This window comes from Rhizobium sp. GW821-FHT14E12 (assembly GCF_058803745.1).
In genome coordinates, this window is the sequence record NZ_JBXAPH010000003.1 from 52060 (window position 1) to 73216 (window position 21157).

20 protein-coding genes are annotated in these 21157 nt (G+C 60.5%); 10 read left to right on the forward strand and 10 right to left on the reverse strand.

Annotation, left to right across the window (positions count from 1 at the left end):
- Nucleotides 1–2: 2 nt before the first annotated feature.
- From AC1RO0_RS13580 to AC1RO0_RS13610, 7 genes are read right to left on the reverse strand one after another with little or no spacing between them, the layout of a single operon-like run.
- Complete coding sequence (locus AC1RO0_RS13580) at nucleotides 3–290, reverse strand: MSMEG_0570 family nitrogen starvation response protein (protein ID WP_498593418.1); 288 nt, start codon at nucleotides 288–290, stop codon at nucleotides 3–5.
- Nucleotides 283–1440, reverse strand: coding sequence for an MSMEG_0565 family glycosyltransferase (locus tag AC1RO0_RS13585; RefSeq protein WP_498593419.1), 1158 nt, complete (start codon nucleotides 1438–1440; stop codon nucleotides 283–285). The genes AC1RO0_RS13580 and AC1RO0_RS13585 overlap by 8 nt, the downstream gene beginning before the upstream one ends.
- Entirely contained in the window at nucleotides 1437–2414 is a 978-nt protein-coding gene (locus AC1RO0_RS13590; protein ID WP_498593420.1) for a sll0787 family AIR synthase-like protein, read from the reverse strand. The genes AC1RO0_RS13585 and AC1RO0_RS13590 overlap by 4 nt, the downstream gene beginning before the upstream one ends.
- On the reverse strand, nucleotides 2414–2956 hold the full coding sequence (locus AC1RO0_RS13595) for an MSMEG_0567/Sll0786 family nitrogen starvation N-acetyltransferase (protein ID WP_498593421.1): 543 nt from the start codon (nucleotides 2954–2956) through the stop codon (nucleotides 2414–2416). The genes AC1RO0_RS13590 and AC1RO0_RS13595 overlap by 1 nt, the downstream gene beginning before the upstream one ends.
- Complete coding sequence (locus tag AC1RO0_RS13600; RefSeq protein ID WP_498593422.1) at nucleotides 2953–4071, reverse strand: MSMEG_0568 family radical SAM protein; 1119 nt, start codon at nucleotides 4069–4071, stop codon at nucleotides 2953–2955. The genes AC1RO0_RS13595 and AC1RO0_RS13600 overlap by 4 nt, the downstream gene beginning before the upstream one ends.
- Nucleotides 3998–5050 (reverse strand): Nit6803 family nitrilase, encoded by a 1053-nt coding sequence (locus tag AC1RO0_RS13605; RefSeq protein ID WP_498593423.1) that lies wholly within the window; start codon nucleotides 5048–5050, stop codon nucleotides 3998–4000. Before AC1RO0_RS13605 ends, AC1RO0_RS13600 begins: the two co-directional genes overlap by 74 nt.
- Nucleotides 5051–5109: 59 nt before the next feature.
- The gene (locus AC1RO0_RS13610) at nucleotides 5110–5592 is read right to left on the reverse strand and encodes an MSMEG_0572/Sll0783 family nitrogen starvation response protein (protein WP_007690674.1); all 483 of its coding nucleotides are present in this window, start codon (nucleotides 5590–5592) and stop codon (nucleotides 5110–5112) included.
- Between the two features lie 355 nt (nucleotides 5593–5947).
- Between AC1RO0_RS13610 and AC1RO0_RS13615 the strand changes: the two genes are divergently transcribed.
- Both AC1RO0_RS13615 and AC1RO0_RS13620 read left to right on the forward strand, forming a co-directional pair.
- The gene (locus tag AC1RO0_RS13615) at nucleotides 5948–7351 is read left to right on the forward strand and encodes an aminotransferase-like domain-containing protein (protein WP_498593424.1); all 1404 of its coding nucleotides are present in this window, start codon (nucleotides 5948–5950) and stop codon (nucleotides 7349–7351) included.
- A 159-nt stretch (nucleotides 7352–7510) separates the two neighbouring features.
- Entirely contained in the window at nucleotides 7511–7894 is a 384-nt protein-coding gene (locus AC1RO0_RS13620; RefSeq protein WP_498594021.1) for a DUF983 domain-containing protein, read from the forward strand.
- Between the two features lie 73 nt (nucleotides 7895–7967).
- On the opposite strand, the gene AC1RO0_RS13625 is transcribed toward AC1RO0_RS13620, so the two are convergent.
- Both AC1RO0_RS13625 and AC1RO0_RS13630 read right to left on the reverse strand, forming a co-directional pair.
- Nucleotides 7968–8747, reverse strand: a complete 780-nt coding sequence (locus tag AC1RO0_RS13625; protein ID WP_498593425.1) for an SDR family NAD(P)-dependent oxidoreductase — start codon at nucleotides 8745–8747, stop codon at nucleotides 7968–7970.
- A gap of 257 nt (nucleotides 8748–9004) precedes the next feature.
- The gene (locus AC1RO0_RS13630) at nucleotides 9005–10012 is read right to left on the reverse strand and encodes a LacI family DNA-binding transcriptional regulator (protein ID WP_498593426.1); all 1008 of its coding nucleotides are present in this window, start codon (nucleotides 10010–10012) and stop codon (nucleotides 9005–9007) included.
- 204 nt (nucleotides 10013–10216) lie between these two features.
- Here AC1RO0_RS13630 and AC1RO0_RS13635 point away from each other — a divergent pair, with 204 nt between their 5' ends.
- The 7 genes from AC1RO0_RS13635 (at nucleotide 10217) to fdhA (ending at nucleotide 18131) form a co-directional block, all read left to right on the forward strand.
- The gene (locus AC1RO0_RS13635; protein ID WP_498593427.1) at nucleotides 10217–11539 is read left to right on the forward strand and encodes an alpha-L-fucosidase; all 1323 of its coding nucleotides are present in this window, start codon (nucleotides 10217–10219) and stop codon (nucleotides 11537–11539) included.
- A gap of 22 nt (nucleotides 11540–11561) precedes the next feature.
- The gene (locus AC1RO0_RS13640) at nucleotides 11562–12347 is read left to right on the forward strand and encodes a DUF4037 domain-containing protein (RefSeq protein ID WP_498593428.1); all 786 of its coding nucleotides are present in this window, start codon (nucleotides 11562–11564) and stop codon (nucleotides 12345–12347) included.
- A gap of 86 nt (nucleotides 12348–12433) precedes the next feature.
- Nucleotides 12434–13648 carry an ABC transporter substrate-binding protein gene (locus AC1RO0_RS13645; RefSeq protein ID WP_498593429.1) on the forward strand — a complete coding sequence of 405 codons (1215 nt, stop codon included), beginning with the start codon at nucleotides 12434–12436 and terminating at the stop codon, nucleotides 13646–13648.
- 77 nt (nucleotides 13649–13725) lie between these two features.
- Nucleotides 13726–14652, forward strand: coding sequence for a carbohydrate ABC transporter permease (locus AC1RO0_RS13650; protein ID WP_498593430.1), 927 nt, complete (start codon nucleotides 13726–13728; stop codon nucleotides 14650–14652).
- The gene (locus AC1RO0_RS13655; RefSeq protein WP_498593431.1) at nucleotides 14642–15496 is read left to right on the forward strand and encodes a carbohydrate ABC transporter permease; all 855 of its coding nucleotides are present in this window, start codon (nucleotides 14642–14644) and stop codon (nucleotides 15494–15496) included. The genes AC1RO0_RS13650 and AC1RO0_RS13655 overlap by 11 nt, the downstream gene beginning before the upstream one ends.
- Nucleotides 15497–15528: 32 nt before the next feature.
- Complete coding sequence (locus AC1RO0_RS13660; RefSeq protein ID WP_498593432.1) at nucleotides 15529–16596, forward strand: ABC transporter ATP-binding protein; 1068 nt, start codon at nucleotides 15529–15531, stop codon at nucleotides 16594–16596.
- 344 nt (nucleotides 16597–16940) lie between these two features.
- A complete protein-coding gene (gene fdhA / locus AC1RO0_RS13665; RefSeq protein ID WP_498593433.1) occupies nucleotides 16941–18131 on the forward strand; it encodes a formaldehyde dehydrogenase, glutathione-independent in 1191 nt (396 codons plus the stop codon).
- Nucleotides 18132–18228: 97 nt separating this feature from the next.
- Here fdhA and AC1RO0_RS13670 read toward each other — a convergent pair whose 3' ends face one another.
- On the reverse strand, nucleotides 18229–19566 hold the full coding sequence (locus tag AC1RO0_RS13670) for an MFS transporter (RefSeq protein ID WP_498593434.1): 1338 nt from the start codon (nucleotides 19564–19566) through the stop codon (nucleotides 18229–18231).
- A gap of 580 nt (nucleotides 19567–20146) precedes the next feature.
- Between AC1RO0_RS13670 and AC1RO0_RS13675 the strand changes: the two genes are divergently transcribed.
- Nucleotides 20147–21028 carry a helix-turn-helix domain-containing protein gene (locus AC1RO0_RS13675; protein ID WP_498593435.1) on the forward strand — a complete coding sequence of 294 codons (882 nt, stop codon included), beginning with the start codon at nucleotides 20147–20149 and terminating at the stop codon, nucleotides 21026–21028.
- Nucleotides 21029–21157 lie beyond the last annotated feature (129 nt).

The window sequence follows — 21157 nt, forward strand, 5'->3', positions numbered from 1 at the left end:
TTTTAGAGAATGAAGGTTTCACAGCGGACGCGCGCATCCGCGTCAGGCAGATAGGCGCCAGCAGCCTGCTCGATGCGCGCGAGCTGGCCACGCGCCAAGGAACAGGGGTGGCCATATTTTGCCTCGACCCGGTCGCTGGCGATCGTCAGCGCCTTGCGGCTGCGGTCGAGAAAATCGGCAACGGGATAGCTTTCGCCCTCGGCCAGGAAGTCGCGAATGACCAGCGACGGCGAGTAACATTCCTCGCTGCGGCCGTCAGGCCAGGTAATGACAAAACGCATCTCAGGCATGGGCAGCCTCCAGCAGACCTTGATAGACGGGTAGGTGCGCGGCGGCGACGCCGCCCCAACTGTGTCGCGCCGCGACCTCAATCCCGCGCCTGCCGAGTGCCGTGTGAACGGCGGGCATCAGCGACACGACCATCGCATCGGCAATGGACGCAGGTTTGGCCGGATCGCACCAGACGACATCGTTCTCGCCGAGATATTCGTCGAAGGGAGCGATCGACGAGACGACCACAGGCACACTGCATGCCATGGCTTCCAGAACGACGAGCCCGAAACCTTCCTTTAAGGACGGGAACACCAGTGTACTGGCGAGACGATAGAGCGAGGGCATATCCTCGTCCGCGATGGTGCCGATCACATGAACGAAATTCGCCTCGTTGCCCATGGCGGCAAGCGCTTGCTGGAAGCGGCCGTGATAGCCGCGATGATCGAGCAGCGACGCGCCGCCGGCGATGACGAGTTGCGCATCGGCATGCAGGACGCGCACCTGACGGAATGCCTCGAGAATGGCGATCGTGTTCTTACGCGCCTCGACGCCGCCGACCGCAAGAAAGATTGGCCCGTCCCGCAATCCGAGCCTCCGGCGCAATGCGTCGGTCTTCTCTACGGGCACCTGGGCGAAACGTCCGGCGTCGACACCGTTTCCAACGTTTGTCGCAAGGATTAAACGGTCATTGCTAAGAGCCTTTTGCCATGTCTCGCTCACCGAGAAGTGCGCGTCGGCAAAATCGATCGAACGATCCTGCAACGCCATGAGACGCGGATCGGCAAAACTGTCGATGTGATGCACCGTGCGGGCGAAATGGGGGATCAACCCGCGTGCCTTCAGGGTCGCGAGCACATTGCCCGAGATACCGTCATGGGCGTGATAGATATCGAAGGATCGGGAGGCCGGATTTTCGAAATGCCGTACATAATCGGCGATCCGCTGCTCGACCATATCGGTCATGTCCGGTAACGCCGCTTCGACCGGAATGCCGAGCGTCTCGCACGACGGCGTGCGGAAAAACCCATTGCCTGTCGCATCAGGCGCATGCAGCACAACCTCGTGGCCAAGACCGGCCAGCGCTTCGGCAAGCGACATCGAATGGACTACGCCGCCGCGCGGATTGGTGGAATGGGTCAGCATGGCGATACGTAAGAGCCGGCTCATGCGAGCACCCCCACGCGACCGAGCTGCAGCAACGGTTGAGCCGCATGATCTCGCACCACGGCGCGCGCGTCTTTGTCGACGATCGCCACTTCGCTTCCGGCCTTCACCTCGCCAATGGCGGCAGCAGCAATGCCGCGCGCGGTGAACCGTTCGATGACGGCAGCGACCTTGTCAGGCGCCACCGACAGCAGGTAGCCGTAGCTCGGGAAGGTGACGAGCCAGCGGTCGAGGCTCACGCCTTCCGGCAAGGGGATAGCCGCGACTGCGATATCGATCCCGACCCCGGAACATTCCGCCAGCATGATCGCCGTGCCGATAATGCCGCCTTGGCTGATATCCTTGGCCGCCAGCGCCAGCCCCGCCCCGGCGATCTCCGGCAGGATTTCCAGGTCCCCGCGCAACCGTGCTGCGGGCGCCCCAATGGCCGCCTGAAAATTATTGAACGGCTCACGATAAGCGCCGCGATGATCGATGGCCGCCACCAGCACATCGCCGGGCTTCGCATCGAAACTGGTCAGCAGCTTTCCGGCCCGGCCAAGGATGGCAACAGACAGCTGGCTCCGATCGGTCCTGATATTGGTATGGCCGCCGACGATCGGCACACCGTATGTGCTGGCTGCGGCACGCATGCCTTCAAGCACGGGTTTTGCGTCCGCCTCTCCATTGGCCCAGACCGCGTCGACGACGGCGATCGGCCAGCCGCCCATGGCGGCGATATCGGAAATATTGACCATCACGCCGCACCAGCCGGCAAACCAGGGGTCAGTGGCGACAAACTCATTGATGAAGCCTTCGATGGCAAACAGCAGATAGCCGTCGCCATCGGCAATCGCGGCGCAATCGTCGCCGACGGCCACAGGCTGGCCGGCAAGCCCAAGGCTCGATGCCGCAAAGCCGATATCTTGCTTGGCTGCTATGCCTGAAGTCGCAGCCAGCCGCGCAGCGAGAGCGGCGATGTCGAGTTCTGCGCTCATCACGCCGCCCTCTTCGGCAGCGCGACAAAGCCGGTTTCCGGCGTGCGGCAAGGCGGATAGTAGGAAAGATCGGCCTTCATCCGCAGATGCGGTTTGCCGTGGATCTCGAACTCGTCCAGCACCTCCCAGTGCAGCCGGCGAAACAGAAGACCGTTCTGGCTTTGCACATTGGCGAGAAATGTGTGACAGCCAAAGGCATTGGCGGAGGAAACCGCGAGCTTGATCAGCGTCGTGCCCAGCGCGCCGATCGCCCGGAAATCCGAGTGAACGGCGAGCCGCGAACCCCACCAGAGACCGGGTTCCTCCTCATGGATGCGGACCGTGCCTACCACGCGGTCGGCCGCGACACCCATCATCGACAGGGCGACGATGGGGATCGCGTATTCGTCGATGCCGTCGCGGTCATCACCCTTGAATATCCCCTGCTCTTCGCAAAAAACCTCACGACGAAGCGCATAGGCCTCACGACGCTCCCAGGCCGAGGTGGTGAATTTCACCATATATTCGCTCGCGTTGAACGCTGAGAACGGTTCGAAAATCATGGCGTCAACGTCCTCTCATAGGTGGAAAGGGCCGAGCAGGCGCCGCATTTGCCGCAACCGGCTTTGATGTCGACGGCCTTCAGACCGCTTGCGACCAACATCCGGGACAAAGGGCCGAGGATGGAATGCATGAATTCCGGCTTCGGCGCGGGATGGCTTTCGAGCGGCGTGCCGGAGATCGGCACGAAGGGCACGACGAAGGGATAAACGCCGATTGCGATCAACTCTTCGCAAATCCCGAGGATCGCGTCGCTCGAGTCGCCGAGCCCGGCAAGAATATAGGTCGAAACCTGACCGCGCCCGAAAACCTCGACAGCCGCCTTGAAGGAACGCATGTATTTCTCGATCCCGACCTGCGCCTTGCCCGGCATGATGCGGGCGCGGATCTCGGGGGTAACGACTTCAAGATGCATGCCGAGCGCATCGACGCCGGCATCCTTCATGCGCTGGAACCAGATATCGTCCTCCGGCGGCTCGCACTGGGCCTGGATCGGCAGGTCGACGGCCGCCTTGATGGCGCGGGCGCTTTCGGCGAGCACGGCAGCGCCGCGATCGTCGCTCCTCGGCGTTCCGGTCGTCATCACCATATGCTTGACACCATCCAGCTCGACGGCGGCTTTCGCCACTTCGGCCAGCTGCGCCGGCGTTTTGTGGGCGATTGTCCTTCCGGCCGCCAACGACTGGCCAATGGCGCAGAATTGACAGGTCTTGGTGCGGCTCTGGTAGCGGATGCAGGTTTGCAGCACGGTGGTTGCCAGCACGTCCTTGCCGTGCAGGACCGCGATCTGCGAATAGGGAATGCCCTCCGCGGTCGAGCGCTCATAAAATCTTGGGCGGAGCGGAAAGGACACTTCGCCGATGACGATGCCATCGCGGCTGATCCGGCTCCTGCCCGTCTCGTCCGGCTTCTCGACCAGATAGGGGCTTTCGAAAGCCGGCGCCGTGTGCACCGGCACCATGACGGTCATGCCGTCGATGGTCAGCGCCTTGTGGTCGGATGGCCCTGCTCCGCCGCGCCGGCTTTCCTGGCCGGCCTTGGGATCAACCAGCCGGGCTCCGAAGGATTGCAATTCGTTGATCAGCGTTTCCGTCGAAAGACGCATCCTGTTCTCCATCGGTCATGTCGGTTGTCAATGTCTCGCCGGGGAAGGCATCGGGTATGGTCGATGTCCTCATCGGCGCGGTCGGTCGCGCATCCATGACGAGGTGCAGCAATTCGGGCCGGGCATAGTGGCCGACCGAATCCATCATGCGCTTGCGCTTGAGAATGAGGCTCATGTCGAGATCGGCAACGAGGATGCCTTCACCTTCGGTGAGTGGCGGCACGAGATGCTTGCCTTCGGGGGAAATGATCGCCGTCATGCAGCCGCCCCGCAGCGCCTTTTGCAGGCCCGTATCCGGTGTGATCGAGGCGATCTGCTCGTCTGTCAGCCATCCCGTGGCATTGACGACGAAGCAGCCGCTTTCCAGCGCGTGGTGCCGGATCGTCACCTCCATCTGGTCGGCAAAGATCGGCCCGACCATGGAGCCGGGAAACTGCGCAATGTGGATTTCCTCGTGCTGCGCCATCAGCGCATAGCGGGCTAGCGGATTATAGTGTTCCCAGCAGGCCAGCGCGCCGATACGGCCAATGGCGCTGTCGACGACCTTCAGACCGGAGGCATCGCCCTGGCCCCAGATCATCCGCTCGTGGAAGGTTGGGGTGATTTTACGCCGCTTCAGGATCAGACTGCCGTCGGCATCGAAAAGCAGTTGCGTATTGTAGAGCGTGCCATGATCGCGCTCATTGACGCCGAGCGCCACGACGATGCCATGCTCGCGGGCGGCAGCCGCTACGCTTCTTGTGGTGGCACTTGGCACCACAACTGCCTCTTCGTAGAGCCGCAGGTGCTCCTTGCCTGACAAGACCGGGGGCAACACGAACGAGAAATAAGGATACCACGGCACAAAGGTCTCGGGAAAAACCACAAGCTCCGCGCCTTTGGCGGATGCCTGGGCGATCGCCTCGACCACCCGCGCCACCGTCTTTTCCCGCGATGTCAGATCCGGTGCAATCTGGACGGCTGCGACCCGGACGGTCGACTTTTTCTGCATGGCGAACTCCTTTGCGCATGTTTGACGGGAGACGGCACAAGTGCCGCCTCCCTGCCCGGTCAGAGCGTCCACGTATCGAGGATGAAGGCACCGTCGCGGCGATGGATGAGGATCAGATCAAGCACGTCGAGCGGGCTGATCGGGATGATCCCCGGGATGAGCGCCTGCTCGCCATGGCCATAGAGCGCCTGAAGCGCGAAACGGCAGGCATAGACCTTCCCGCCCTCTTCCATGAAACCCTTGATCTGGTTATTGAAATTGAGATGGCCTGGAAAGGCTTCGCTGCCGAGTTTGGGGAACCCACGCTGCACGCCGAGCGTCACGCCCGGACCGTAGAGCAGCACGGCTGTTTCGAAACCCTTGCGCTTCAGCCGTTTGGCTTGCAGCAGGTTGACGAGGCCGATCGATCCCTCGAAGGCAACCGTGTGAAAAGTGATGAGGGCCTTGTCGCCGGCCTTGGCCTGGACGTCCTCGAAGACCTTTTCCTCATAATCAACGAAGAAATCGCCGTCGGCATGGGCTGGTGTTGTGACTGCGGGCATTGCTGGCTCCTGTTTTTATCCCGATTTCGGTGTGGGGTACAAACAGGATGTTGCAATCACCGTGCCAAGTTGATGCTGCACAAATTACAGTCAAAATCACCATTGATTCATTCAATAATACATTCAATTTTTAAATTGCGACTCGAGTCAGCATAATGGAGGGGCAATCGACAGGGCAAAAACCGTGCAACATTGCACGATATGAATGCATCCAATATGCATTCAATTTAATACGACCCTGTTGTTCTGCCTCTGACAGACCTCGAGATCTGCCTGGTGTGGAGAAATTGCTGATGACAATGAAAATACGCAACAATATACAGTCAATATAAAAAGAGCATGGATTCGAAGCGCAATGAGAGACTGGCTTCCCGACCTGAGCCTGAGCAGTGGCCCACGCTATGCCGCGATCGCGGATATCATCGAAATAGACCTAAAAAGCGGTCGGCTGGTCATCGGCGACAGGTTGCCGCCGCAACGCGAACTGGCCAAGCGCCTCTCCATCGATTTCACCACAGTCGCCCGTGGCTACATCGAAGCCAGAAAGCGCGGGCTGGTGGATACGCAAGTGGGCCGCGGCACATTCGTCACCGGTGGTCAGGACAAGGACCGCCGCGGCTTCACCTCGGCCTTGGCGCCCGATCCACGCCGGACATCGATTGTCGATTTCTCGATGAACATGCCGCCGGAGACAGACGATCCCGAGCTGATTGCCCGCATGCAGGAGGGCCTTTCCGCCGTTGCCGCCAACATGATCCCGCTGCTGCGCTATCAGGGCTTTGGCGGCTCGAGCATGGACAAGGATGCCGCCGCCGCTTGGCTCAGCCGGCGCGGCCTTGTGCCGTCACAGGAGCGGATCTTCGTTACGCCGGGCGCCCACCCCGCCTTGCTTGCCATCCTCGGGACACTGGCCAAGCCCGGCGAAACAATTCTCTCCGAGAACATCACCTATCCCGGCATACGCTCGATATCGGCTCAATTGCGGCTCAATCTTTCGGGCCTGCCAATGGACGCGCACGGCATCCTGCCCGATGCGCTGGCCGATGCCTGCCGACGGCTTGGACCAAAGGCGCTCTATCTCAACCCGACCCTGCAGAACCCGACGACGGTGACGATCCCCGAGAAGCGCCGCGAGGAAATTTGCGCCATAGCCCGCAAGTATCATGTGCCGATCGTCGAGGATGATGCCTATGGCTTTATTCCGCTGCATGCGCCGCCGCCGCTGGCGACAATGGCGCCGGATCTCACCTGGCATATCGGCGGACTGGCAAAATGCATCGGCGCCGGGTTGCGCCTCGCCTATGTCGTGGCGCCCGACACCAAGGCCGCCTGGCCATTTGCAAGCGCCATGCGCGCCAACAATGTCATGGCCTCGCCGCTGATGGCGGCACTGGCGACACGCTGGATCGACGACGGCACCGCGGACACTATCCTGCGCTTCATTCGCACGGAAGCCGCCGCCCGCCAGACGCTCGTCACCTCCCTCCTGCCCCCCGGCAGTTTCGAGGCCGATCCGCTGAGCTTCAACATATGGCTGCCACTGACCAACGGATGGACCCGCTCCACATTCGGCAGCCACATGAACGCCGCCGGTCTGGGTGTCGTTGCCAGCGACGCATTCACGGTCGAAGGCCCAGCCCCGGAAGCCGTCCGCATCTGCCTCGGCGGCCCCATCGGTCGCGAAAAGCTGCGCAGCGCCATCGAATTCATGGCACACGCGCTCGAAGGGCCACCCGAGATGACCGGATCATTTTTCTAGCCCACCCACGCGTCTGATTTTGAAAGCGAAATGCGCCGCCCCTGCTGACGGCCGGATGCGTCATTATGTCGAGTAGACATTCACTCCACTAAGGCGCATCTATATTGAATGCAATCAATGAAGACATTGAATGCATTCATTTCAACAGGAGTTACCGAGATGTCCGCCGACCTGGAATGGCCGCCGCTTTCACCCTTGCAGACCGGGCTGCGTGGGCGCTGCCCCCGTTGCGGCCAGGGTCACCTGTTCAACGGATTTCTGACCATCGCTAAGGAATGCGAGGTCTGCGGGCTGGATTATTCTTTCGCCGATCCCGCCGACGGGCCAGCCTTCTTTGTCATCTGCTTTGCCTGTGTACCGAGCGTGTTTCTCGCCGTTTGGCTCGAGGTGCAGTACAGCGCGCCGATCTGGGTGCATGCCTTGCTGACTTTACCTTTCATGCTGGCGACATGCATTCCGCCTCTGAGACCGCTCAAGGGCTGGCTCGTGGCCAGCCAGTTCTTCTACAAGGCGGAGGAGGGCCGGGTCGTCAGATCTCAATAGATACCGAGCGTGAATAGCCTCGCCATCATCCGCCAATGGCACCGGCACTCCATAAGCATTGGGAAAGCTGGCTTCAAACCGTCGCCAGCATCCCACCATCCACATGGTAGGCCGAGCCGACGCTGTAGGATGCACGCGGAGAGCAGATGAAGACGCAAAAGTCCGCGAGCTCTTCGACCGAACCGAAACGGCGGATATCCGCATGTTCGTCCGCGACGCTCTGCAGATAACCTTCCCAGCCGTCTCCCGCCAGTTCCCGGGCCGTCTTCTCCCAGTCGGGCGTACGGATCAGACCGGGATTGACGACATTCACGCGGATATTGCGCTTGATCATCTCGACCGACAGGCACTTGCCGAACATCAGAAGTGCTGCTTTCGTGACATTGTAGATCGGCTCATACCAGAGCGGCTGCACCGCGCAGATGGATGCGTTCATGAGCATCGCGCCACCGCCCTTGGCCTCCATTTGGTCGGCGAGCGCCCTGCTCAGGCGCACCGCCGCCATAAGATGCAAATCCCAATAGGACTGCCACTTCTCGTCGGGTGCATTTGCGATGGTCTCGTTGGAGCCGGTGCCGGCGTTCGAAACAAAGATGTCCGCACCGCCAAGCTTTGCCGCGGCATCCACGATCGCCTGGCAACCCTCCGCCGAGGAAACGTCGGAAGCGACGGCGCGGGCCGTGACGCCGAATTCGCTTGCGATGCTCGCGGCGGCGCCTTCGACCTCGGCAGTCGTACGCGCCGTAATCACGACATGGCAGCCCTCGCGCGCGAAAGCCTTGGCGATCCCAAGGCCAATGCCTTTGGAACCACCGGTGATGACTGCAACTTTATCCTTGAGATGAAGGTCCATTCGCTCTTCCCTTGTCCACCATCGACGTTACGGCACCATGATACCGCACAATCGAAACTCCCCGAGGCAAAGAAGACCGCCATGCCGACGAAATGCTTTGCCACCTCCATTCTGCCATAAGAAACCGCTCCGCCAACCTCTTTTTTCCGTCCAGCTTGCCCACTTGCTTAGCCGGCGAACAAGGAAATATTCCCTTCCGATCCCGTCCCGATCGCGGCGCATCGGCGACAATGGTGAACCGACCCGATGACATCCCTCTAAATCCGTCGGCAGGAATTGCCGGGGACAAATTTCGGGGTCAGCACGAAATCCTGCGGCGGCTCGACGGCGCCTTGCGGGTTGGTGATCCGATGCATGAGACGCCGCGCGATGATGCCGCCGAGCGCCAGCGTGTCCTGAACCACCATGGTGATGCGCGGGGTGATGACCGAGCTCCATTGCACATTGTCGATCATGGCGAGCGAAATGTCTTCGGGACAACGGAAGCCCAGTTCCTGCATGGCTTGCAGCGCTGAGAGTGCCACCGCGTTGTTGGCCCCGAGGATCGCGGTCGGGCGCTCGGGCTGGATCAGCAGGCGCATCGCCGCCTCATAGCCGGCGGTACGGGTGAACTGTCCGTCGACGACGAAATTCGGGTTCACCTCGACCCCGGCATTCGCCATCGTATCCATGAAACCGCGATAGCGTTCGGTCGCCGTGTGCATATGGCTCGGGCCGGCAATGAAGGCGATCCGCCTGTGGCCGAGCTGCAGAAGATGTTCGGTGAGCATCGCTCCGGCGAGGTGATTGTCGGAGCCGACGAAGTCGCGCTCGATGCCTGCAACCTTTTGGTCGAAGCAGACGATCGGAACGTTCAACCCGCCAATGAAATCGAGATAGTCCTGATCATGTCCCGATGGCGCAAGCGCCAAGCCCGCCGTCTTGAGGCCGATCAGGTGTTCGACCATGGCCTTTTCGCGCTCCGTCTTGCCGGAGGAGTCGGTGACGAGCACGAAATGGCCGTGGTCGAGCGCGTAGTTCTCCAGCTCGCGCCGGATGTCGCCGAAAAACGGGTTGCCGACATTGCCGACGACGAAGCCGACCATGCGACTGCGTCCGCGCGCTAGGCTCTGCGCCAGCGGATCCGCAACGAAGCCGACCGCCGCGACGGCATGGCGGATTTTTTCAAGGGTCTTCGGGCTGACGCGAGCCGGATTGCTCAGGGCCAGTGAGACCGTCGACACCGATACGTCTGCGAGTTTGGCAACATCGCGAATTGTGGCCATCAGATTTTCGAACCGTTTCTATCGCTTTCAGCCTATCCGGCGAAGGCACATTCTCATGCAACCTTTCGTCACATATCTAACATCTATAGGAATTCAAGCAATATGCCGGGAGACGATTTCAACAGCGCGCTTGACATCCTGGATGGGAGAATCAATGATTAAATCGAACCGGTTCGATAAAGCTCGGAATCTTGGGAGGATAGTGTGAGCAATATAGCGACGATCAGTGGTGGCCGCGATACAGGCGACGGCAAGGCTTGGTTTGCAGATGACCGCTTCGGCATGTTCATCCATTTTGGGCTCTATGCGCTCGGCGCGCGGCACGAATGGCTGAAGAACCGCGAGGAATTCACCACCGAGGCCTATCAGAAGTATTTCGACAATTTCGATCCGGACCTCTACGACGCCCGCGAATGGGCGCGCCGCGCCCGCGCCGCCGGCATGAAATATGTCGTGCTGACCGCCAAACACCATGAAGGCTTCTGCCTGTGGAACAGCAAGGTCACCGACTACAAGGTCACCAATACACCCTACGGCAAGGATCTGATCGGGCCTTATGTCGAAGCACTGCGGGCCGAGGGGCTCAAGGTCGGGTTCTACTATTCGCTGCTCGACTGGCATCACCCGGACTTTCCGATCGATACGCATCATCCGCAGCGCAACCATCCCGATGCGGCCAAACTCAATGAAGGCCGCGACATCTCCCGCTACGCCCAATATATGCGCGATCAGGTGACCGAGCTTCTGACCGAATTCGGCAAGATCGACGTGATCTGGTTCGATTTCAGCTATCCCCGCCGCGTGCACAAGGGGCTTCCCGGCAAGGGCCGCGCCGATTGGGAAAGCGATCGCCTGATCAAACTGGTCCGCGAACTGCAGCCCGACATCATCGTTGGCGACCGCCTCGACCTGCCACGCGACGCGGATCACATGCCCGATCTGGTGACACCGGAACAATATACGCCGCGTGTCGCACCAACCGTCGCAGGGCTGCCGGTGCGCTGGGAAGCCTGCCACACCTTCAGCGGCTCCTGGGGCTATTATCGCGACGAAACAACCTGGAAAGATGCCGGCCAGCTCATCAATATCCTGATCGACACGGTCTCGCTCGGCGGCAACCTCCTGATGAATGTCGGCCCGACAGGACGCGGCACGTTCGACACCCGCGCCATCACGGCGCTCGATACCTATGGAGACTGGATGCGCCTCAACGGACGCGCCATCTATGGGGCCGGACCGTCCACGTACAAGGCGCCGAACGGCTGCCGCTTTACCCAGAAGGGGAACCGGCTCTATCTGCACATCCAGACCTGGCCCTTCCGGCATATCCATATCGAGGGACTGGGGCGCAAGGTGAAATACGCGCAGTTTCTGCACGACGCCAGCGAGCTGCACTGGCTGGATCCGGATGCCGAGGTGGATTCCAACATCGGCGTCGCCGTTGGAGAGGGCATACTGACCCTCGAATTGCCGGTTCTGAAGCCCGATGTGGTGGTTCCGGTGATCGAACTGACCCTGAAGGATTGAGCGCCCTCCGGTTGGTGCTGTCATGAGCCACGAAGCCGAACTCATTGCCGCGATGACGCCGTTGATCGCCGATCTGGCCGAAGACGGCAATGGCGCCGTCGCACTGGCCGGCTCACGCGGCAAGGGACGGTCGGATGCGCAATCGGATTTCGACTTCCGGGTCTATGCCGATGCCTATCGCGGGCCGGACCTCCGACAGACCGGCGCATGGAGGCGCTTCGAGGAGACCATGCGCGGCTGGCAGGCCGAGGGAATCCGGATGGACGGCATCTGGATGCGCCGCTATGCCGGCGTGCAGCAAGATCTGGACGCCTGGCTTGCCGGTGTTGCGGTTCCGAAGAATTTCGAATGGACGATCTGGGGCTATCATCTGCCGACGGACCTTTCCAGCCAGCAGATCATCGCCGATCCGCGCGGCCTGCTGGCGGGATGGAGGCGGCAGCTGGTGCAATATCCCGAGGCGCTCAGGGTCTCGGTTCTGCGCCAGCACATGGACATTCTGCGCTATTGGGCCAAGGACTATCACTATGAAAGCAAGGTCGTTCGCCGTGACCTGGTCTTTCTGGTGGGACTAACGGGGAAACTGGCCAACGCCATTCTGCAGACCGTCTTTGCCTTCAACCGGGCCTACTATCCGGGCGATGGCTGGAACCTGCCCATGGCGGCCGAACTCGAGCGGCTGCCGCCCGATTTCCTGTCGCGGATGATCGCCATCCTGGAACCGGGAGACGATCCGGACGCCTGGCGGCGCCAGCGAACGGAACTGATCGGAATGATCGCCGATCTGGAGGCCATGATCGCAGCCTGAGGAGACTGCAAGACCAAACCGGAGGAGAGAGTCCGGACACAGACGACCATCATCGCAACCATAGTCCTTGAGGAGGAGGAACCATCATGAAACGCTCGTTGATCTTTGCGGCCGCCCTGGCGGCAAGTTCCCTGTTCGGCATCGGCGCTAAGGCGCAGGATGCGCCGGTCACCGTGACATGGCAGATGTGGGGTGAACCCAACGACGCACAGCTCTGGCAGCAGTTGGCCGATCTCGTCACGCAGCAATATCCCGATATCAAGGTCAAGCTGCAGCTTTCCGGCTGGACGGACTACTGGACGCGCCTGCCGGTTCTGGCGGCGTCCGGCCAGGTCGCCGATATCGTCTCGATGCAGTCCATGCGTATGCCGAACTTCTATTCGATCCTCGACCCGCTCGACGACTATGTGAAGAAAAGCGACGTGAAGGTTGCGGACTTCGAAACCTCGATCATGTCCGGGCTTTCCCATGACGGCAAACTTTACGCGCTGCCTTATGACGTCGGTCCGTGGATGGTGTTCTACAATCGCGACAAGTTCGCGGCGGCCGGCCTGAAAGAGCCGGCTAAGGACTGGACGTTCGACGACTTCAAGGCGGATGCCAAGACGCTGACGAAAGACGGGGTCTACGGCTACGGAACGCAGGCTTTCGACTTCATCGCCGGCCCGGTTGCGCTCGGCGCGGAATACTTCAATGCCGACAGCGAATTCGATCTGACCAATGCAAGCTTTGTCGACGCGTTCAGCAAATACGCCGATCTCACCGCCAAGGACAAGCTTTCTCCCGTCTTCGCCTCCGCGTCCGACGCATCCGCGGCCAGCGGCCGTTTCGCGTCCGGCAACGTCGCCATGTATATCGACGGTCCCTGGACGCTGATCACGGCCCAGGCCAACGTCAAGTTCAAGATCGGCATCGCGCCGCTCCCGCGTGGCAACGGTCCCTCGCGCTTCATCACCGCAGGTTCAGGCTGGGGCATTTCGGCTACGAGCCAACACAAGGATGCCGCCTTCAAGGCGCTACAGGTGCTGAGCGGCCCTAAGGCGGCCGAAATCCTGGGGTCGGCCGGCCGAGCGCTGCCGGCGCGGCTTGCCCAGCAAACCTACTGGTATGACGGAGCGGCCAAGAATGTCGCCGGCACCCGCGATACGCTGCAATATATGTTCGCCCACACGACCCCCTTCCGCATCAACGAGAAATGGAACCAGTTCGAGAACCTAGTGATGCAATATGTGCCGGTGGCGTTGACGGGAGATTCAACGCCTGAAGGCGTGCTTTCCGACATTCAGAGCCAGCTTCCGTAACCCTCGGTGCCTGGCTGGCCTGCGGTCGGGTGAATCGGCCCGAGCGCAGGCCGCTTGCCGGAAAGGAGAGGCCCATAATGTTGGCCAAACACACCGACCTCAATGCGAGACCAAGGCCGCGTTCCAGAAGATGGTTCAGGGGAGAAGGGTGGACAGCCCTGTTCTTCCTGTTGCCCGGCCTTATCGGCATTTTCCTCTTTCTTGTGCTGCCGATCCTTGCTTCGATCGCGCTCAGCTTCACCAACTGGCAATTGCTCGGCACGCCGCGTTTCGTCGGCTTCTCCAATTATACGCGCCTGCTTACCACCGACCCACAATTCTGGACGGTGATGCGCAATACCATCTTCTTCACCGCCGAGTATCTGGTCCTCAACATCATCATTTCGCTGGGATTGGCGACGTGGATCTCCAGCCTGAAGATCGGCCAGCGATGGTTCCGGGTGGTCTTCTTTCTGCCCACCTTCACGCCGCTGATTGCGGTTGCCATCGTCTGGATGCTGATCTTCACCAGCGGCGGCCTTTTCGACAGCCTCATGGCGCAGTTCTCACTGCCGTTCTCAGGCGTCCTCAACAACCGGACGCTCGCCATGCAGGCGGTGATCATCACCTCGCTCTGGGCCGGCATCGGATACAATACGGTCCTGTTCAACGCCGCGCTCGACATGGTGCCGGCAACCTATCTGGAGGCCGCGCGGATCGACGGCGCGACTGCCTGGGATCGCTTCTGGAAAATCCGGCTGCCGCTGATCTCGCCGACCCTGTTCTTCGGCACGGTGATGACGGCGATCACCTCATTACAAGTCTTCGACCAGATCTACGTCATGACCAAGGGCGGCCCTGGCTCATCGACCGCGACGCTCGGCTACGCCATCTACCAGCGCGGCTTCCAGAACTTCCAGATGGGTTACGCCTCAGCCATCGCCTGGGTGATGTTCGCGCTGATCATGGCACTGACGGCCCTGCAATTCTGGCTCCAGCGCAAATGGGTGCATTATGACGCTTAAGTCCAAAGCCAGGGCACGCCGAAAGCTGGCGCTCGACATTCTCAATCACGCCGCGCTGCTTCTGGTTGCGCTGGCATTCCTGTTCCCCTTCTTCTGGATGGTCTCGAATGCGGTGCGCTCCAACGCCGAGGTGATGGCGATACCGGTGCGCCTTCTGCCTGAGGTCTTCGAATGGGGCAATTTCGCAGCCGCCTGGACCAGATTGCCCTTCGGCCGATTTTTCCTTAACAGCGCCATCATCGCCATCTGCGTCACGGCGATCACCGTCTTGGTATCCTGCCTTTCGGGCTATGCCTTCGCGCGGCTGAAATTCAGGGGACGCGAGATGCTGCTGCTCGGCTATATCGGCACGCTCATGGTGCCGCCGCTGATGCTCATCATCCCGCTGTTTCTGATCGTCAACAGGCTGGGCCTGGTCAACACCTTTCCGGGCGTGATCCTACCGGTCTCCTTCGGCACCTTCGGAGCGTTCCTGATGCGGCAGTTCTTTCTTTCCATTCCGATGGAGCTTGAAGAGGCGGCGCGGATCGACGGCGCCTCGCGGCTGCGCATTCTCGTCAGCATCATCGTGCCGCTGTCGATGCCGGCGATCGGGCTTTTGTCGCTGTTCACCTTCATGGGGCAGTGGAGCAATTTTCTCTGGCCGCTGATCGTCATGACCGGAGCCGACAATGCCACCCTGCCGGTGGGGCTCACCCTGTTCCAGACGCAGCAGGGGACGCAGTGGAACTATCTGATGGCGGGTGCCGCCCTTTCCATGCTTCCGGGGATCGTCCTCGCGATCATCCTCCAGAAGCTCATCTACAACAGCATCGCCCTCAACGCGGGCATGGGCGGGCGCTAAGGCGCCCGGGAGAGACACTTGGGAGCTAGATCATGGCGAAACTGACAATCCGCAATGCCGTCAAACGATACGGTGCGCTTGAGGTGTTGCATGGCGTCTCCGTCGCGGCAGAGGACGGTGAATTCGTCGTGCTTGTGGGACCTTCGGGCTGCGGCAAATCCACCTTGCTCCGCATGATCGCCGGGCTTGAAAGCATCAGTGATGGCGAGATCGAAATCGGTGACCGCGTCGTCAACGACCTCGAGCCCAATGAGCGCGATATCGCCATGGTGTTTCAATCCTATGCGCTCTATCCGCATATGACCGTTCGCGACAACATGGCGTTTTCACTGAAGCTTGCGCGCCGCAGCCGGCAGGAGATCGAACAAAAGGTCAATGACGCCGCCGGCATTCTCGATATCACAGCGCTCCTCGACCGCTACCCGCGTCAGCTGTCCGGCGGACAGCGCCAGCGCGTGGCCATGGGTCGCGCCATCGTCCGCAACCCGGCAGTGTTCCTGTTCGACGAACCGCTCTCCAATCTCGACGCGAAGTTACGCGTTCAAATGCGTACGGAAATCAAGACCTTGCACCAACGCCTAGGCACCACCATGGTCTACGTCACCCATGACCAGATGGAAGCCATGACCATGGCCGACCGCATCGTGGTGATGCGCGGCGGCCATATCGAGCAGGTCGGCTCGCCGCTTGAAATCTACGATAGGCCCGCGAACAGTTTCGTCGCCGGATTTATCGGGTCGCCATCGATGAATTTCATCGATGGTCTTGTCGTCGACCGGGACGGAACGGTGGAATTGGCAGCAGCAGAGGGTGTGCACTGGCCGCTGCCGGATCATGCACACGCTTACATCGGACAATCCGTTCAATTGGGCATCCGGCCCGAACATATTGTCGTCGACACGGACGGTGTGCAGGCGAAGGTCATCATCATCGAGCCGACAGGCTCCGATACGCACCTGCAATTGCAGGCCGGCTCCCAATCGATCATCGCGTCTGTCAGGGACCGCCCCTCGGTATCCGTCGGCCAGTCCGTCCCGCTCAGGATCGATACGCGGAAGGTCCATTTGTTCGACCCGGCGAGCGGCAAGCGGCTGCATTGAACGACGCTTCGCCGTCATCAGCCAATCGCGAACCTCTTCCACATCGCCTCGCCTGATAAGTTTGCAGGACCGTCGCCGCACTTAATCCGCGGGCTGTCGTCTTTGCACCGCGCTCATGTCGCTTTCACTGCCTCTGTCCGCCGTCCATCGTGGTCTGCTCATGGTGTTCAAGGGACCGCTTCGGTCCGCATTTATGCGCCATTCCGGTACTGCCGCTCAGCCGCGCTATCCGGAAGCGCCGTCGTTGGCCGATCTGCAGAGGAGGCAGGTCGGTTGGAAGAGTTCTAGTCACCGGTCTTGCCGGCGGCGGGATCCATGCATCGAAACCCATAGGAGGAGTGAGTATGAGCAGGAACAGAGGCGTCGTCTACATGCGGCCCGGCAAGGTGGAAGTCCGCGACATTGACGATCCGAAGCTTGAGGCGCCGGACGGCCGCCGCATCGAGCACGGGGTTATCCTGAAGGTGATCTCGACCAATATCTGCGGCTCCGACCAGCATATGGTACGCGGCCGCACCACTGCCATGCCCGGCCTCATCCTTGGACACGAGATCACCGGCGAGGTGATCGAGAAGGGCATCGATGTCGAAATGCTGGAGATCGGCGACATCGTCTCGGTTCCGTTCAACGTTGCCTGCGGCCGTTGCCGCTGCTGCAAATCTCAAGATACCGGCGTGTGCCTGACCGTGAACCCGTCGCGCGCCGGCGGCGCTTACGGCTATGTCGATATGGGCGGCTGGATCGGCGGACAGGCCCGTTACGTCACCATTCCCTATGCCGATTTCAACCTGCTGAAATTCCCGGATCGCGACAAGGCCATGGCGAAGATCCGCGATCTCACCATGCTCTCCGATATCCTGCCGACCGGCTTTCATGGCGCGGTGCGGGCTGGCGTCGGCGTTGGGTCCACCGTCTATGTCGCGGGCGCCGGTCCGGTCGGTCTTGCGGCCGCCGCCTCCGCCCGCATCCTCGGTGCCGCCGTTGTCATGATCGGCGACTTCAACAAGGATCGTCTCGCCCATGCGGCGAGAGTCGGTTTTGAGCCGATCGATCTTTCAGCGGGAGACCGTCTGGGCGACATGATCGCTCAAGTCGTCGGCACGAACGAGGTTGACAGTGCCATTGACGCCGTCGGCTTCGAAGCCAGGGGCCATTCGGGCGGCGAACAGCCGGCCATCGTGCTCAACCAGATGATGGAAATCACGCGGGCGGCGGGATCGATCGGTATTCCCGGCCTCTATGTGACCGATGATCCGGGCGCCGTCGACAGTGCCGCCAAGGAAGGCAATCTCTCGCTTCGCTTCGGCCTCGGCTGGGCCAAGGCGCAGTCGTTCCACACCGGCCAGACGCCAGTCATCAAATATAACCGCCAGCTCATGCAGGCGATCCTGCACGACCGTCTGCCGATCGCCGACATCGTCAATGCGAAGATCATCTCGCTGGACGATGCCGTCCAGGGCTATGAGAGCTTCGACCAGGGTGCGGCGACGAAATATGTCCTCGATCCACATGGCGACCTTCTGAAGGCGGCCTGACGCAAGAGACCAGAATCTGGCTTCATAGAGAATGGCCGGGGTGGAAGCCCCGGCCGCTTTCATATCAAACGAACTGTTCGATCCGCGCCGTTTTCGCTTATCGAGATGCCAGGCTCAAGGCACCTTCGGGCGCACGCGGCTGTCTGATGGAAAAGACCAGGATAGCCGACAGCAACATGAACGCTCCGACGATGAACATCGGCAGCTGATAGAAGCCGGTCATATCCTTGACGGCGCCGGTGATATATGGCGCGGCAAAACCGGCGAGATTCCCGATCGTATTGATCAAAGCTATGCCCGCGGCGGCCCCGGCACCGGTCAGGAACTTGCTCGGCAGCGCCCAGAAGTTCGGCAAGGCGGAGAAGATCGCGCAGGCCGTTATGGCAATCACGGCGATCGTTGCTTCAGGCGAGGACATATAGAGAGCCAACGGTATGCTTGCTGCACCGACCAGCGCGGGAATTCCGACGTGCCAGGTACGCACCCCACGCTTTGAAGCGTCGTTGCTCCAGAAGTACAGGGCAACTGCCGCCGGCAGGTAGGGAATGGCAGTAATCAGCCCCTTGTCGAACACGTCGAACTTCGTGCCGAATTTCGCTTCAAAGCCGGCGATGATCGTGGGCAGAAAAAAGGCGAGCGCATAAAGGCCATAGATCATTCCGAAATAAACCATGGCAAGCAGCCATACGCGGCCGTTCGTCAGCGCCTTGCCGACCATGTTCCCGTGTGACTTGCTGATTGCCTTTTCCTCATTTGCAAGCTCGCCGACCAGCCAATCCTTCTCCGCCTTGGTCAACCACTTTGCGTCCTTTGGCGTATCGGGGAGGTAAAACCAGGTGATGATGCCGACGACGATGGCGGGAACGGCAACGCCGAAGAACATGATGCGCCAGCCTTCCAGCCCGAACGCGCCGTGCGCCTGAATGAGCAGGGATGCGACGGGTGCTCCGATGACGGTCGTCAGCGGCTGGGCGAGATAGAACAGCGCCAGGATCTTTGCCCGATGACGGGAAGGTACCCAGCCGCTCAGGAATAGAATGGCGCCGGGAAAGAAGCCCGCTTCGGCGACACCGAGAAGGAAGCGCAGCGTGTAGAGTTCCGTTGCGCTGCTCACCCACGTGAACAGCAGCGAGACGATACCCCATGTCACCATGATACGCGCCAGCCAACGCCGCGCGCCGTATTTATGGAGCGCCAGATTGCTTGGAATTTCGAGGACGATATAGCCCAGGAAGAATATCCCAGCGGCAAAACCGAATTGCGCGGCGGTCAGGCCGAGATCGGTCGTCATGCCATTGGGGCCGGCAAACGAGATGGCCGTCCGATCCAGAAAATTGATGAAGAACATGAGCCCGATGAAGGGCGCCAATCGCCATGAAATCTTTTTAAGCGCCGATTGCTCCACAGGAGCAATGCCAGTTTGCACGTCACTCATGATATCCGATTTCCTCCCTATACGGCTTTGCCTCCCAACGATCCCCGATCGCGGCGCGTGACACAGCCTCGTTTCAGATGGTCAATTATGGTTGCTTGCGTGCCGGCCAACGGCGACTTGCGCGCCTTCCGCATCCCGGATCTTGCATCGAGAAATCGACGGTATGCCGCTTGCCTGCAAAGGACGCGGGAACGGCTCTCTCAGTGCCCTCTGCTTCGTCAGCGAGGAAACGCGAACATCAAGGATGAGTGACATTGCAGGTCAGGATCAGCCGCACTTACCTCGATTTTTCGAGCCGCGACGCGATCCCCTCAAATCGCCAGGGAGCCGACGCCCCTCTTATCGGCGGCACAAAAAAGCATGGTCCTCATCACCCCAACCCTCACCAATTTGAAGGAGTGATAATTCATCTGGTATAATGAGTCAATCATCATGTCGTTATAAAAATAGTAACGAACCACCAGAACCTCGCACCACACGACCCTTTACGCACTGCGTTGCCATGGTGAGTTTGTTGCGGTAATAACTTGAGTATATGAAGAAGGATTATTGCCAGCGGCAATGCTTAGAGCTGGGGACGATGTTTCAGCCAAGGATGCAAAACAGGATTGGCGGCTTTTCCGTTGTCGGCGGTGTCCACCGGCGCCAATGGAACGGCGTCGTTGCCGATGTCTGGAACGTCAATTGCGCGGCCCGCGCCGGCGGCTATTACGTCGCCGAGGATCCCCGGCTCTTCATCCTGCTCGATCAGCGCGGTTCCGGCACGAATGGCGTCAGGCTCTCGCCGCGCGCCCAAAGCCGGCCCCAGAACTATGATCACGAGAGAATGTCCTACATTCCCGCCGGTATGGAGCTTTGGGCGGATCTTGCCGGCATCGAATTCGTCCGCCATCTCGATATTCATTTCGATGCCGACATTATCGGCCAAAGGCTGATGGAAGATATCGATCCATCGCGCCTCGACAATCCACGCCTGCATTTCTCCGATCCACGGCTGATGGCGCTTGCCGAGCTGATCGCGACCGAATGCGAAAATCCGGAGCCGCTGCACGATCTCTACGGCGATGGCCTGACGTTGTCGCTGCTGATCAATGTGCTGCAGCTGCGCGGTCCGCAACCGCGCCGGCGCAGCGAACTCGCCGCCTGGCAATTGCGGCGCGCGGTCGATTACATCGAGGCAAATTGCCTACGCACGATCCGGCTGGAGGAATTGGCGTCGCTGACCGGCCTGTCGCAATCGCATTTCAGCCACGCCTTCAAGGCCTCCACCGGCCTTCCGCCGCATCAATGGCAGACGAGGGCGCGGTTGGAGCGCGCCAAGCAGTTGCTGCTGAAAGGCGACACGCCGCTCACCAATGTCGCCGTCGAGACCGGCTTTGCCGATCAGGCGCATTTCACCCGCGTCTTCCGCAAGAATGTCGGCACCACCCCGGCAAGCTGGAAGAGAAGCCAGATTGCCTAAATGCCACACCCCATGGGCAATTGCCGACATTGCGGAGAATTGCCCAAAAATATTCAATTTCCCCAGAATCAGACAAGCCGCGCCAATAAATATGAGTTAATTGCTCATCTTATTCGAGGGGCTGGCCAC

Bases quoted from the DNA above. Each gene is read 5' to 3' on its own strand.
- AC1RO0_RS13580 (WP_498593418.1), bottom strand. From the start codon at position 290: ATGCCTGAGATGCGTTTTGTCATTACCTGGCCTGACGGCCGCAGCGAG.
- AC1RO0_RS13585 (WP_498593419.1), bottom strand. From the start codon at position 1,440: ATGAGCCGGCTCTTACGTATCGCCATGCTGACCCATTCCACCAATCCG.
- AC1RO0_RS13590 (WP_498593420.1), bottom strand. From the start codon at position 2,414: ATGAGCGCAGAACTCGACATCGCCGCTCTCGCTGCGCGGCTGGCTGCG.
- AC1RO0_RS13595 (WP_498593421.1), bottom strand. From the start codon at position 2,956: ATGATTTTCGAACCGTTCTCAGCGTTCAACGCGAGCGAATATATGGTG.
- AC1RO0_RS13600 (WP_498593422.1), bottom strand. From the start codon at position 4,071: ATGGAGAACAGGATGCGTCTTTCGACGGAAACGCTGATCAACGAATTG.
- AC1RO0_RS13605 (WP_498593423.1), bottom strand. From the start codon at position 5,050: ATGCAGAAAAAGTCGACCGTCCGGGTCGCAGCCGTCCAGATTGCACCG.
- AC1RO0_RS13610 (WP_007690674.1), bottom strand. From the start codon at position 5,592: ATGCCCGCAGTCACAACACCAGCCCATGCCGACGGCGATTTCTTCGTT.
- AC1RO0_RS13615 (WP_498593424.1), top strand. From the start codon at position 5,948: ATGAGAGACTGGCTTCCCGACCTGAGCCTGAGCAGTGGCCCACGCTAT.
- AC1RO0_RS13620 (WP_498594021.1), top strand. From the start codon at position 7,511: ATGTCCGCCGACCTGGAATGGCCGCCGCTTTCACCCTTGCAGACCGGG.
- AC1RO0_RS13625 (WP_498593425.1), bottom strand. From the start codon at position 8,747: ATGGACCTTCATCTCAAGGATAAAGTTGCAGTCATCACCGGTGGTTCC.
- AC1RO0_RS13630 (WP_498593426.1), bottom strand. From the start codon at position 10,012: ATGGCCACAATTCGCGATGTTGCCAAACTCGCAGACGTATCGGTGTCG.
- AC1RO0_RS13640 (WP_498593428.1), top strand. From the start codon at position 11,562: ATGAGCCACGAAGCCGAACTCATTGCCGCGATGACGCCGTTGATCGCC.
- AC1RO0_RS13645 (WP_498593429.1), top strand. From the start codon at position 12,434: ATGAAACGCTCGTTGATCTTTGCGGCCGCCCTGGCGGCAAGTTCCCTG.
- AC1RO0_RS13650 (WP_498593430.1), top strand. From the start codon at position 13,726: ATGTTGGCCAAACACACCGACCTCAATGCGAGACCAAGGCCGCGTTCC.
- AC1RO0_RS13655 (WP_498593431.1), top strand. From the start codon at position 14,642: ATGACGCTTAAGTCCAAAGCCAGGGCACGCCGAAAGCTGGCGCTCGAC.
- AC1RO0_RS13660 (WP_498593432.1), top strand. From the start codon at position 15,529: ATGGCGAAACTGACAATCCGCAATGCCGTCAAACGATACGGTGCGCTT.
- fdhA (WP_498593433.1), top strand. From the start codon at position 16,941: ATGAGCAGGAACAGAGGCGTCGTCTACATGCGGCCCGGCAAGGTGGAA.
- AC1RO0_RS13670 (WP_498593434.1), bottom strand. From the start codon at position 19,566: ATGAGTGACGTGCAAACTGGCATTGCTCCTGTGGAGCAATCGGCGCTT.
- AC1RO0_RS13675 (WP_498593435.1), top strand. From the start codon at position 20,147: ATGTTTCAGCCAAGGATGCAAAACAGGATTGGCGGCTTTTCCGTTGTC.